Annotated in this window: 10 protein-coding genes; 2 read left to right on the top strand and 8 right to left on the bottom strand. The window is 72.9% G+C overall.

Annotated features, from left to right (window positions below; genetic code table 11):
* Window positions 1-2 precede the first annotated feature (2 nt).
* The 8 genes from ACFWA9_RS11375 to ACFWA9_RS11340 form a co-directional block, all read right to left on the bottom strand.
* Window positions 3-359, bottom strand: coding sequence for a hypothetical protein (locus tag ACFWA9_RS11375; protein ID WP_380385727.1), 357 nt, complete (start codon window positions 357-359; stop codon window positions 3-5).
* Between the two features lie 102 nt (window positions 360-461).
* Entirely contained in the window at window positions 462-815 is a 354-nt protein-coding gene (locus tag ACFWA9_RS11370; RefSeq protein ID WP_380385724.1) for an STAS domain-containing protein, read from the bottom strand.
* Between the two features lie 81 nt (window positions 816-896).
* On the bottom strand, window positions 897-2,543 hold the full coding sequence (locus tag ACFWA9_RS11365; protein WP_380385721.1) for a SpoIIE family protein phosphatase: 1,647 nt from the start codon (window positions 2,541-2,543) through the stop codon (window positions 897-899).
* A complete protein-coding gene (locus tag ACFWA9_RS11360) occupies window positions 2,540-4,477 on the bottom strand; it encodes an ATP-binding protein (protein ID WP_380385718.1) in 1,938 nt (645 codons plus the stop codon). Before ACFWA9_RS11360 ends, ACFWA9_RS11365 begins: the two co-directional genes overlap by 4 nt.
* 32 nt (window positions 4,478-4,509) lie before the next feature.
* A complete protein-coding gene (locus ACFWA9_RS11355; RefSeq protein ID WP_380385715.1) occupies window positions 4,510-5,697 on the bottom strand; it encodes an ATP-binding SpoIIE family protein phosphatase in 1,188 nt (395 codons plus the stop codon).
* Window positions 5,685-6,098, bottom strand: a complete 414-nt coding sequence (locus tag ACFWA9_RS11350) for an anti-sigma regulatory factor (protein ID WP_380385775.1) — start codon at window positions 6,096-6,098, stop codon at window positions 5,685-5,687. Before ACFWA9_RS11350 ends, ACFWA9_RS11355 begins: the two co-directional genes overlap by 13 nt.
* An 8-nt stretch (window positions 6,099-6,106) precedes the next feature.
* Window positions 6,107-6,487 (bottom strand): STAS domain-containing protein, encoded by a 381-nt coding sequence (locus tag ACFWA9_RS11345; RefSeq protein ID WP_380385712.1) that lies wholly within the window; start codon window positions 6,485-6,487, stop codon window positions 6,107-6,109.
* Window positions 6,484-7,329 carry an STAS domain-containing protein gene (locus ACFWA9_RS11340; RefSeq protein WP_380385709.1) on the bottom strand — a complete coding sequence of 282 codons (846 nt, stop codon included), beginning with the start codon at window positions 7,327-7,329 and terminating at the stop codon, window positions 6,484-6,486. Before ACFWA9_RS11340 ends, ACFWA9_RS11345 begins: the two co-directional genes overlap by 4 nt.
* Before the next feature lie 300 nt (window positions 7,330-7,629).
* On the opposite strand from ACFWA9_RS11340, the gene ACFWA9_RS11335 reads away from it, so the two are divergent.
* Together ACFWA9_RS11335 and ACFWA9_RS11330 are read left to right on the top strand one after the other, a co-directional pair.
* The gene (locus tag ACFWA9_RS11335; protein WP_380385706.1) at window positions 7,630-11,805 is read left to right on the top strand and encodes a SpoIIE family protein phosphatase; all 4,176 of its coding nucleotides are present in this window, start codon (window positions 7,630-7,632) and stop codon (window positions 11,803-11,805) included.
* The gene (locus ACFWA9_RS11330) at window positions 11,805-12,119 is read left to right on the top strand and encodes an STAS domain-containing protein (protein WP_352292881.1); all 315 of its coding nucleotides are present in this window, start codon (window positions 11,805-11,807) and stop codon (window positions 12,117-12,119) included. Before ACFWA9_RS11335 ends, ACFWA9_RS11330 begins: the two co-directional genes overlap by 1 nt.
* Window positions 12,120-12,169: the final 50 nt, after the last annotated feature.

Below are 12,169 nucleotides of genomic sequence, written 5' to 3'. Positions count from 1 at the left end.
CGTCAGGCACGAGGACCGGCGCGGCCGGACCACCCGGACCACCTCGACACGGCGGCCTCCGAGGCGCCGCCGCCGTCGAGCCCGGCCTGGTGGACCGTCAACACCCGGCCGGCGAGGACGGGCAGCGCCCCGGCGACGCTCACCGCCCCGGTGTGCTCACGCGCCGGCCCCCACACCGAACCCGGTGAACAGGCCGCGGCCCGCCGCTCGACCCGGTCGCGGATCGGACGGACGGCGTCCACGCCCCGGCCGGCCGACTCCTGCCGCTCCCCGTCCAGGTACCGCCCGCCGGGGGAACGGGAACAGACGCCGCCACGGCCCACGGCGAGCACCACACCCGAGACCCGGACAGCCTCCACCGTCACGACCTTCGGGTCTCGGCGCGGACACCGACCACGCCCACCTCGCTCACGGCCCCGACCACGGCCGCGCCCCAGCCGCCGGCCCCGCGGCCGCGCCGGTCAGCCGCAGGCCGCGATGGCCTGGTCCACGCTCTCGTAGAGGCCGAAGATCCGGTCGATGCCGGTGATCTGGAGGATCTGCGCCAGATCCCGGCCCGCGCCCGCCACGGCGAACGGCGCAGCGGCCGCGGTGGCCCGCTGGTAACCGGAGATCAGCGCCGAGACCCCGATCGAGTCACAGAACGACAGGCCCCCGACATCCAGGACGAGCGGAACGGCCGCGGCCAGCGGCAACCCCTCCACCATCCGGCTCAGCCGCGGGGCCGTGTGGTAATCGAGCTCCCCGGTGACGGTGAGGACCGTCGCCCCCGACGGATGGGTGTGAACGGCCATGGCCAACGCGAAGTCGGGCACCGTAACTCCTGGAAGGACTGGAACGGGAACCGGGGACGCCCGTGCGGTGCGCACCGGCTCGGATCGGCTCGTGCGGGACGGTCAGTGGATTCTCGCTGCGAGAAGGGCGATGTCGTCCGTCTTCGCCTTGCCGAAGTCGTCCAACAACTGGTCGCACAGCTCATCGAGCCCCTTCCCGGCAGCGGACACCGCACTCCCGAGGGCGGCGAGACTCTCGTCGAGATCCTCCCCGGGCACCTCCACGAGACCGTCGGTGAGCAGCAGCAACGTGGATCCGGCCGGAACGGCGTGGGAGACGGCCGGCGGGTGCGGCAGGTTCAGGCCCAGCAGGATCCCGTGCTCGGTGAGGTAGCGGGTGGAACCGTCGGGAAGGCGCAGCAGCGGCGGCAGGTGGCCCGCGTTGGCGACGTGGACGAGCCGTCCGCCGGGTTCCACCAGCACCAGGCAGACGGTGGCGGTCATCGTCGGCCGCAGGCGCACGAGCAGCGCGTCCAGCCGCTCCAGCAGGGTCCGCGGGTCGTGCCCCTCGATCGCGTAGGCCCGCAGCGCGTGGCGCAGCTCGCCCATGACCATCGCGGCCTTGAGTGAGTGCCCGGCCACGTCGCCGATCGCCAGCAGCAGGCCGGCCGGGGTCTCGATCGCCTCGTAGAAGTCGCCGCCGATCTCCGTGTGGTCGGCGGCGGGCTTGTAGCGGACGGCGAGGTCCACCCCGGCGACCTCGGGCAGCCGGTCGGGCAGGAAGGTGCGCTGCAGGGTGAGGACGAGCGCGTGCTCCTCACTACGGGCGCGCATCGCCTCCAGCGCCAGCGCGCAGGCCTGGCCGAGCTGGGAGAAGAGCCCGCGGTCGTCGGGGCCGGTGGTCGCGGGCGCGTCCACCACGAGCGCGACCGGCGGTCGGCCGTGCTTGGTCCGGGCCAGGAGCACCGCGACCTCCCCGGGCAGGAGCTCGGTGAGCCCGGCGTCCAGACGCGCGGCCAGGGCATGCCAGTCCGCGCGGGACAGGACCGCGGTCTCGGCGCCCGTCGCGTCGCCGAGCGCGTGGTCCGTCAACCGGTCCAGAAGGCCCGCGTCCGCCGTGCTCAGGCGGGGGGCGGCGGTGACGCCGTCCGGGGCGGGCCGGTCGACGACCGCCACCTGCAGGGCCCGCTCGTCCGGGCTCAGGGCCAGAGCGACGGCCGGGGAGGACATCAGGGTGGCCGTACCGGCCGCCGCTCTCGACGTGAAGGCCTCCGCGCCGCTCACCCCGTACACGGCCAGCGTGGTCCGGTTCAGGATCGCCACCCGAGCCGCCAGCCGCTCGGCGCGACGACGGGCACGGGCGTAACGCAGCGCCGCCGTGACCGTCGCCAGCAACTCCGATGGGGCTATCGGCTCGGTGAGATACGCGTCCGCGCCACGATGCAGACCCTGGGCCCGGTCGTCGACCTCGACAGCGGTGGCCGAGATATGGATCACCGGGACCGACGCCGTCCTGGGATCCGCCTTGATCCGCTCACAGACCTCGAACCCGCTCATGTCCGGCAACCGGACATCGACCACCGCGAGTTCGGGCAACTCATCGTCACCGGCCGCGGCGAGCAGAGCGAGGCCCTCCGTACCGTCTGCGGCCTCCACCACCGTGTGGCCCCCGCGCACCAACCAGCTCCGGACGAGGTACCGGTTGATGTCGTTGTCGTCCAGGACCAGGATGGTGGCCGCCGCACCGTCACCGGACGCCCCGGCACTCAACCGACACTCCGTCCACCGACCGCCGGCCCACCGAGGAAACCACCAGGAAGGCTGCGGGGAAGGTTGCCGAGGAGGCCACCGGGAAGGTCGCCGGGGTAGCCACCGCGATGGCCACCGGGAAGATCACCGCGATGGCCACCGGCGAGGTTGCCGGGAAGGTCGCCGCCGGACAGGCCACCGGGGAGGTTGCCGGGAAGGCCACCGGCGAGGTCGCCGGGATCGTTGCCTCGGGCGGGCGCCGCGAAGGCGGCGGCCAGCTGGTGGGACCTCAAAGTGGCCTTCTCCAGGACGGCGCGGGCGTGGACCAGCCGGTCGTGCTCCAGACCGGCCGTGGTCGCGGAAGTGATCACGACGACGGGCACGGCACGCAGCTCCGCGTCCGCCGCCAGCTGGGCCAGGACCTGGTACCCGTCCAGGTCCGGCATGTGCAGATCGAGCAGGACGGCGTCCGGGCGCTCACGCCGGATCGTCTCCACCGCCCGGCCCCCCTCGCAGACCTCGACGATCCGCTCCGCCAGCTCGCCGAGCAACGGGCGCACACTCGCCCGGTACGCCTCGTCGTCGTCGACGCTCACCAGCACCGCCACGCGCCGCGGCGGCTCCTCGACCGGCGGCCCCGGCACCGGCAGCCGCACCACGACACGCGTCCCCTCGCCCGGGCCGCTGGTGAGCGTCAGACTGCCGCCGAGGAGCCCGGTCAGACGGCGGGCGTAGGGCAGACCGAGACCGGTACCGGAACGGCCCCGCTGATGCGGCCCGCGCACCTGGTAGAACTCCTCGAAGACGCGTTCCTGTTGCTCCCGCGGGATCCCGACACCGGTGTCCGCGACCGTGAGGACCAGCTCCGCGCCGTCCGGGCCCTCCCCCAGCGCCACGTCCAGCGTGACGCTGCCCCGCTCGGTGAACTTCAGCGCGTTGGACAGCAGGTTGCGAAGGACCCGGCTGAGCATCACCTCGTCACTGACGAACACCGGCACCGACGTCGGGTCGGCGATGCCCAGCGTCACACCCTCACCCGCGCGCACACCCAGCGTGCCCCGCAGTTCCGCGAGCAACGCCCGCAGGTCCACCCGCGCCCAGACCGGCTCCAACCGCCCCGACTCCGCCTTCGCGACGTCCAGCAGTTCGTCCACCAGCGTCAGCAGGGTGCTCCCCGACGCCGAGATGAGCCCGATCTGCTCCCGCTGGTCCTCCTCCAGACGCCCCGCCCCGCTCGCCAGCAACAACCCGGCCAACCCGACCACGGAGTTCACCGGAGTACGCAGCTCATGGCTGACGTTCGCCCAGAACCTGGTCTTCGCCTCACTGGCCGCCCGGAGCTGACGCGACTTCTCCTCCAACTCCCCGTACAGGGCCACCACCCCGCGGTTCGTCTCCTCCAACTCCTGCGACAACTCGGAATACAGCGCCACCACCCCCCGATTCGTCTCCCCCAACTCCTCATTCAGCCGCTGCAACTCCTCACGCTGAGCACGCGACTCCCCCAACGCCGCGATCAGGTCCCGGGTCTGCGCCCGCGCGTCCTCCGACGCCGACGACCCGCCATGCGCCCCGAGCACCTCACGCGCCCGATCCATCAAACCGGCCGGCCACTCACCGGACCCCAGAAGCGGCTGCTCCACGACCAGACAGTGCGCCGCCGGCCCCTCCACCCGCCGCACCTGCACCAGACGAGCCACAGCACCCAGCGCCTCCGGACTCGGCCCCGGACCACCCTGCCAACACATCGCCACCCGCAACACCGCCGACACCCCGCCCACCACCGCGAACTCCACCGTCAACGCGGTCGCGGTCAGCAGGTCACGCCCCAGCTCACTGAGCGCGGTGGCCAGCCTGACCTGGTCCTGGTTCTCGACACCGAACACCCCGGCGACCGCCCGGCCACAGCGCCGCAACGCGAAGGTGTCCTGCTCGGTGGCGACCGAGATGGTCATCAGATGGACGGTACCCGTACCGCGCGGCACACTCACCACGCACCCCTCGCCACGAGCACACCCGCGTCGTCCCGACGCACCCCCGCCTCACGCAGCAACTGGCCCGCCGCCACCAGCGGGATATGTCCGAGCAGCCCCGGCAGATCCGCCGGCCGCCACCGTTCGGTCAGCCCGTCCGAATGCATCACCACCGCACTACCCGCCGGCAGGTCCTGCTCGACCGTCCGCAGCGACGGCAGATGGTGACCGACGATACCCGGCGCCGAAGGCAGCGAACGCCGGCCGCCCGTCGCCGGATCCAGGACGAACGTACTGACATTCCCGACACCGCAGAACAACACCCGACCCGCCGACAACCCGATCGACACCACCGCGACCGCGCCGCCACGACCCGCGCTCAACGCACGATGGATATCCATCAGAACAGCGTCCGGCCGAGTCGCCCTCGAAGCATGGAACGCGTCGACCGCCGCCCGGGAGGCCCGGGCCGCCAACGGCCCGTGCCCGAGACCGTCGCAGAACATCAACAGCAACGCGTCGCAATCCTCGACCGCGCCCCGCTCCTCCCGCACCGACGCCGCACGCGGCGCCGCGGGCGCGTCGACACCAGCAAGCGCCGCCCAACTCAGCGAACCACGAGCGACCCCACCGCCACCCGCCACCCCCGGGCCGCCACCCGGCGCCGCGACAGACCGCGCGGCCCACGCGTCCCCACAGACCTCCTCACCACTGATCGCCCTCGTCAACCCCGCCACCACCGGCTCACCCGCCACCCGGGCCGCCGCCGCGGCCTTCCGCGTCCAGAACCGCGCCGCCAGCACGGTCCCCCGCCCGGGCAACGAATGCACGTCGAAGGTATCGGCCAACCGGGAGATCGCACCCAGCCCGATCCCCAGCGTGCTCGCGGACGACACCCCGTCGGTCAGCGCACGCGAGACGTCCGCCATCCCAGGACCCGCGTCGACGGTCACGAACTCCAGACCGGCGTCCGTCGCGGTACGGACCACCCTCAGCAGCAGAGCACCGTCCACGGCATGGCGGCACAGGTTGGTCGCCGCCTCGCTCACCGCGAGCGCGACCTCGGCCGCCCGCTGGTCACCCAGCCCGATCCGACGCGCCAGCGCCGCCGCGGCACCACGCGCCGCCGCCGGCATGGAACGCTCGTCCCGGAACCAGGCGACATCCTCGCTCCCCAGCAACACCGCGCTCACCGGGCCCACTTGATCACCGACACCAGCGTGCCGCGGCCGACCTCGGTGTCCAGGACGAAGTCGTCGACCAGACGCCGCGCGCCGCTCAGACCCAGACCCAGCCCGCTGCCCGAGGTCCAGCCGTCGGTCAGCGCGAGGTCCACGTCGGCGATGCCCGGCCCGTTGTCCTCGAAGACCGCCGCCACACCCAGACGCATGTCCCGCCGGACCAGCCCGGTCCGCATCACCCCGCCCCCGCCGTAGACCAGGGTGTTTCGGGCCAACTCACTCGCCGCCGTCACCAGCTTCGTCTGGTCGACCAGGGAGAGCTTGCAACGCTGGGCCAGCGAACGGACCAACTGCCGGGCCCGCACCACGTCGTCATTCGACCGGACCGGAATGCACTCCTGCTCACCCTCGGGCGTAGGCACGAGACCGCTCACGACCGGACCGAACCACGGCCGCCCGCCGACCGGCCCAGCATCGCCAGGCCCTTCTCCAGACTGAGCGCGGTACGCACGCCCCCCAGCGAGAGCCCGAGCTCGACCAGGGTGATCGCGACGGCGGGCCGCATACCCACCACCACGGTCTCGGCGTCCAGCATGCGGGAGATCGCGGCGGTGGTGGCGAGCATCCGGCCGACGAACGAGTCGACGATCTCCACCGCGGTGATGTCGATCACCACCCCGCTCGCACCGGTCGCCACGATCCGTGCGGCCAAGTCGTCCTGGAGGTCCAGGACGGTCTGGTCCTCCAGATCCACCTGGATGGACACCAGCAGCACATCGCCGATCTTCAGAACAGGTACGCGCTCGGTCACGGCCGGCCACCAGCCGTCATCGGGTCGACACCACCACGGCGCAGCGCGTGCTTGAGCGCGTCGGCGAGCGTCGCCTTCGTGACGATGTCCCCGAACTGGATACCCAGAGCCACGATCGTCTGCGCGATCTGCGGGCGGATGCCCGAGATGGTGCACTCGGCGCCCATCAGCCGCGCGGCCACCACCGTCTTGAGCAGGTGCTGGGCGACCTCGGTGTCCACCGCCGGCACCCCGGTGATGTCGATGATCGCCTGCTCCGAACCCGTGTCCACGAGCGTCTGGAGCAGCTTCTCCATCACCACCTGGGTGCGGATCGAGTCGAGCGTGCCGACCAGCGGCACCGCCACCACACCGTCCCACAGCTTCACCACAGGGGTGGAGAGCTCCAGGAGCTGCTCCGACTGCGCGCTGATGAGCTCCTCACGGGTCCGCGCGTACACCTCCATCGTGAACAACGCCAACGCGTCCATCAACTGTGACAGTTGCAGGTAGACAGTGATGTCCTCCGCCGAACTGTCCGTCGTCGGCGCCAGGATCGCCTTGAAGGCGAGAACGCTGGTCGCGGTCTCGGTGGTGGTGAAACCCTGACGGGCCCGGTTACGCGACAGCTCGGTGAGCAGCGCGCGCACCTCCGCGAAGTCCTCGCCCTGCCAGTCGAAACCCCCCTGGCGCAGGCCCTCCACCAGGGCCGTGAACAGCTCCTGCAACTCGCGGTCGAGTTCGGCCTCACTGATCCGGCCCCGCAGCGTCCGCGACACCGCGTCCACCCAGGCCGAACCCAGCGCCTTCCGCTGCTCCGTCAAGAGCTCCACCAAACGCACCGACATTGCCTTATCCGCCACTTGGGCACTCTCCATCGATCATGCCCGACCTCACGGGCTCTCCGGCACCCGTATGCCACGGACGCGGCGGGCCAAACCTGCGTCTTCGCGCACGGGTCCGGCTCCCTCCCGCGCGGCGGGGGCGGCGCCCGCGGCGCTGTCATCGGACGATTCGAAACGCCCGTCCGGGGCAGACGGGGGCGTCGTGGCTTCTACGATGGGGCCAGGTGCCTCGACACGGACGGGGCGACGGTCGGAGCCGGTGGCGAGAGGTGCGGATGGTCGCCGGTGCGAACCGTACGGAAGGAGAGGACGCGTCGGATGGGCCAGCCCGAAGGAGTCGAGTACGGGGCGACGGCGGGTGCCGGTGTCGACATCTTCGAAGGCGACCGCGAGGTCGGGCGCGATCTCGCGGCGGTGGACTGGACGGCGACGCCGCTGGGCGCGCCGACCGGCTGGCCGCAGAGCCTGCGCACGGCCGTGAGCATCCTGCTCTCCTCCCGGTTCCCGATGTGGATGGCCTGGGGCGAGGACCTGACGTTCTTCTGCAACGCCGCCTACCGGCGCGACACCCTCGGCCGGAAGTACCCCTGGGCACTGGGCCGGCCGGCGAGCGAGGTGTGGGCGGAGATCTGGGACGACATCGGCCCGCGGATCGGGACCGTGCTGACCACGGGCCGGGCGACCTGGGACGAGGCGCTGCTGCTGTTCGTGGAGCGTTCCGGATATCCCGAGGAGAGCTACCACACCTTCTCCTACAGTCCCCTGCGTGACGACGACGGCCTCGTGAGCGGCCTGTTGTGCGTGGTCAGCGAGGAGACCGACCGGGTCATCGGCGAGCGGCGGATGGCGACCCTGCGGGACCTCGGCTCGGACCTCAGCGTGGTGCGCACCGAGGAGGAGACCCTGGCCTTCAGTACCCGCCAGCTCGCCGCCAACCCTCATGACCTGCCGTTCGTCCTGACCTACCTGGCGCTGCCCGACGGATCCGCCCGTCTGGCCGCCGCGACCGGCCTGCCCGCCGGGCACCCCGCCGCCCCGGCGCTCCTGCCCCCGGGCGGCACACCCGGGGTGTGGCCGTCCCCGCTGGCGGCGCAGGCCGAACCGGTGGTCGTCGCCCTCGACGGTCCCGCGTTCGCGGACCTTCCCACCTTCGGCCGGCCGGCTCCGCCCACCCATGCCCTGGTCGTCCCGCTGCTGCGGCGGGGCGACGCGCCCTACGGCTTCCTGGTGGCGGCGCTCAACCGCTACCGGGCAGCGGACGAGGGCTACCGGGGATTCGTCGAGCTGGCCGCCGGCCACGTCGCGGCAGGGGTCGCCGGCGCCCGCGAGTACCAGGCCCAGCAGCAGCGCGCCGACGAACTCGCGGCACTCGACCGGGCCAAGACCGCCTTCTTCTCCAACGTCAGCCACGAGTTCCGCACCCCCCTGACCTTGATCATGGGCCCGCTCGAAGAGCTTCGGACCAGGCTGGCCGACGCCGATCCGCGCACGAGGGAGGAACTGGACGTCATCCACCGCAACGGGCTGCGGCTGGGCAGGCTCGTCAACACCCTGCTCGACTTCTCCCGGATCGAGGCCGGCCACCTGCGGGCCAGCTACGAACCGGTCGAGCTGGCCGCGACCACCGCGGAGCTGGCCAGCGTCTTCCGCTCCGCCGTCGACAAGGCCGGCCTGGCCTTCACGATGGACTGCCCACCGCTGGCGGAGCCCGTCCACATCGACCGGGACATGTGGGAGAAGGTCGTCCTCAACCTGCTCAGCAACGCCCTCAAGTTCACCTTCGAGGGCTCGATCGGCGTCGCCGTGCACCGGGAGGACGACCACGCGGTCGTCACGATCACCGACACCGGCGTCGGGGTGCCCGCCGCCGAGCTGCCGCGCCTCTTCCAACGGTTCCACCGGATCGAGAACACCCGCGCGCGCTCCCACGAGGGCAGCGGCATCGGACTCGCCCTCGTCCAGGAACTCGTCCAGGCCCACGGTGGCACCATCACCGCCCGCAGTCGCGAGGGCGAGGGCACGGCCTTCACCGTCCGCCTGCCGTTCGGCCACGCCCACCTCCCCCAGGACGCCCTGGCCCCCGCGCCCGCGGCGCCCGCCCGCGCGTCGGCCGCGGCCGACCCCTACCTGGAGGAGGCGCTGCGCTGGCTCCCCGGGAGCGAACGGGCCGACCCCTCCCGGTCCACCGAAGTGCCGGACCGCGCCGCACCCCTCGGCGGGCGGTCGGCCCAGCCCCGCGCCCGGGTGCTGATCGCCGACGACAACGCCGACATGCGCGAGTACCTCAGCCGGCTCCTCACCGGCCCCGGCTACCTGGTCCGGGCCGTCGCCGACGGCCTGGCGGCGCTGGAGGCGGTCCGTGCCGAGACCCCCGACCTCGTCGTCAGCGACGTCATGATGCCCGGCCTCGACGGTGTGCGGCTCGTGGCCGCGCTGCGCGCCGACCCGCGGACCGCCGCCGTCCCCGTCATCCTGCTCTCGGCCCGCGCCGGACAGGAGGCCTCCATCGAGGGCCTCGACGCCGGCGCCGACGACTACCTGGTCAAACCCTTCGCCGCGGCGGAACTGCTCGCCCGGGTCCGCGCCACCATCGACATGACACGGCTGCGCAACCGCCACGCGCGCTGGCGCACAGCCCTGGTCGACTCCCTCCAGGAGGGGTTCTTCGTCTGCGACGAGCACGGCGACGTCATCGAGGTCAACGCCGCGTTCACCGCCATCCTCGGCCACGGGCCCGAAGGCCTGCCCTACCGGTACCCCCAGCCGTGGTGGCCCGAGCGCGACGCCGACCCCGACGCCCACCGGCTGGTGGCCGACGCCCTCGCCGAACTGACCGGCCGGGAGTACGGCACCTGCACCATCCCGGCCACCCACCGTGACGGCCGTCAGGTGTGGGTGGCAGCCGCCTTCAACCGCGTCCAGGAGCCGGAGAGCGGGCGCCGCGTCATCGTCGGCACCGTCCGTGACGTCACCTCGGAGCACCACGCGGCCCAACGGGCGACGGCCCTGGCCTCGCTCGGCACGCGCCTCGCGGAAGCCGCCACCCTGCCCGACGCCATGGCCGCGGCCCTGGCCGAGCTGCGACGGGTCTGGCGGGCCGACACCGTCCTCGCCGTGCTGTTCCCGCCCGACGGGGCCCCGGTGCTGACCGCCACCGACCCGGAACAGCGCTGGGACGACCTGCCGGCCGAGCGGCGCGAGACCCTCACCGCCCTGCGCACGCGCCCCGCCCTCACCCCGGTCACCGACCGGGCCGACGGCTCCGGCATCGTCCTCGAACACCCGCGCGGCACGCTCCTCCTGTGGATCGACCGCCAAGGGCCGCGACCCTTCACCGAGCAGGACCGGCTCCTGCTCTCCCAACTGGCCGGCCGCCTGGCCCAGGGACTGGCCCGGGTGCACCAGATCGACCAGCAGCGCGAGACCGCGATAACCCTGCAACGCGCCATCCTCGGCCCCTCCCACCTGCCCGGCGGCTTCGCCGTACGCTACGAGCCCGCCACCCGCCCCCTGGAGGTCGGCGGCGACTGGTACGACATCGTGGCCCTCCCCGACGGCCGCACCGGCATCGTGGTCGGGGACTGCGTCGGGCGCGGGCTCACCGCGGCCACCGTCATGGGCCAACTCCGGAGCGCCTGCCGCGCCCTGCTCCTCCAGGACCCCTCACCCGCCCGCACCCTCGCGGCCCTGGACCGCTTCGCGGCCGACATCCCCGGGGCGATGTGCACCACCGTCTTCTGCGGAGTGCTCGACCCCGCCGACGGCCACCTCGTCTACTCCAGTGCCGGCCACCCTCCCGGCGTCCTCACCCACCCGGACGGGACCACCGTCCTCCTCCAGGACGGCAACGCGCTGCCCCTCGCCGTCCGGACCGGTGCGGACCGGCCCGAAGTCCGGTGCACCATGCCGCCGCGCTCCACCCTGCTGCTCTACACCGACGGTCTGGTGGAGCGCCGCCGCCGTTCCCTGAGCGAAGGCGTCGACCGGGCCGGAACCATCCTGCGGGAAGGGCGCGCGCTGCCGGTCGACGACCTCGCCGCCCGCCTCATGGCCGCGCTCGCCCCCGACGACGGGTACGACGACGACGTGGCCATCCTGCTCCACCGCCACCCCGCCCCGCTGGAGGTGACCTTCCCCGCGGAGTCCGGGCAGCTCGCCCCCGTCCGGAACAGCCTCCGCGGCTGGTTGAACCGGTGCGGGCTGCCCGCGCCCACCGTGCAGGGCGTCCTGGTCGCGGCCGGCGAAGCGTGCGCCAACGCCATCGAACACGGTCACCGTGACGCGCCGGGCGCCCGGATCCGCCTGTCCGCCGTCGCCACGGCCGCCGAGCTGCGCCTGACCGTCGCGGACACCGGCCACTGGAAGATCCCCGGACACCGGGCCGACACCGACCGCGGTCGCGGCGTCGCCCTGATGAACGCCCTCATGCAGCAGGTCACCATCACCCCCGGCAGCGGCGGCACCACCGTCGACATGCAGCTAAGGATCGCCTGATGACCACCGCGCTCGTCCTCACCCCCGGCCACGGGCCGGGCGGCTCGCCCGTGCTGCGGGCGGCCGGCGAGATCGACCTGGCCAACGCCCACGAACTCGCCGCGGCCATCGACCGGATCCCCGAGTCCGACACGCCCCTGACCGTCGACGTCAGCGCCGTCGAGTACCTCGACAGCGCCGGCCTCACCGTCCTCTTCGCGCGTGCCCACCGGATCCGGCTGATCACGAGCCCGCTCCTGACCCCGCTGCTCACCGTCTCGGGCCTGAGCCAACTCGTCTCGGTCCGCGAGGTCATCGACCCGCCGCCGAACTGAGAGTTCCCCCCGCGCGCCGGGGCCGTGCCGTCACGGGGGATGTGTCGCGC

Source organism: Kitasatospora sp. NPDC059973 (genome assembly GCF_042737525.1).
In the GTDB taxonomy this organism is placed as follows: Bacteria; Actinomycetota; Actinomycetes; order Streptomycetales; family Streptomycetaceae; genus Kitasatospora.
This window is presented reverse-complemented; position numbering and strand designations above follow the sequence as displayed.